The organism is Paraburkholderia phytofirmans (assembly GCF_046028095.1).
Taxonomy (GTDB): Bacteria; Pseudomonadota; Gammaproteobacteria; order Burkholderiales; family Burkholderiaceae; genus Paraburkholderia; species Paraburkholderia phytofirmans_A.
On the sequence record NZ_JAQQDJ010000052.1, the window covers coordinates 1 to 517 of the forward strand.

Genomic DNA, 517 nt, shown 5'->3' on the forward strand with positions numbered 1-517 from the left:
TTATCCGCCCTGGAGCACGACGCAGCCCTCTTCCCGTTAAGCGACGCTATCCATGTCATCCGCTACCCGATTTCCTCCCAGAACGATCCGTCTTGCCGCGTATGCGGTCATACTCGGCCTCGCTGTGCTGGCCTGTATATGGCTGTTTGCCGGCTCGACCAGCGAGACCACGAACGATGCCTATGTGACGGCCGATTTCACGCTGGTCGCGCCGCGTGTCGCGGGTCAGGTTTCCGAGGTGCTCGTCGAGGATAACCAGCAGGTCAAGGCCGGACAGCTACTGGTTCGCATCGACGACCGCGACTTTCGCGCTGCGTTGATGAGCGCGCAGGCGGACGTGGTGGCAGCCAGGGCATCCGTTGCAAACTACGAGGCCGAGATCGCGCGGCAACCCGCGCTCGTCGATCAGGCGCGTGCCACGCTGCGCGCGGATGATGCGACGCTTGAATTTGCGCGCGCGAACGCCGCTCGCTACCGCAATCTCTCGGAAACCGGTGCGGGAACGACGCAGGAGCAG

General features: G+C 63.8%; 1 protein-coding gene. It reads left to right on the forward strand.

The annotated features are described in order from the left end of the window. Positions 1-52 precede the first annotated feature (52 nt). On the forward strand, positions 53-517 hold a 465-nt coding region (locus tag PQR54_RS38885; RefSeq protein WP_408255460.1), incomplete at its 3' end, for an HlyD family secretion protein.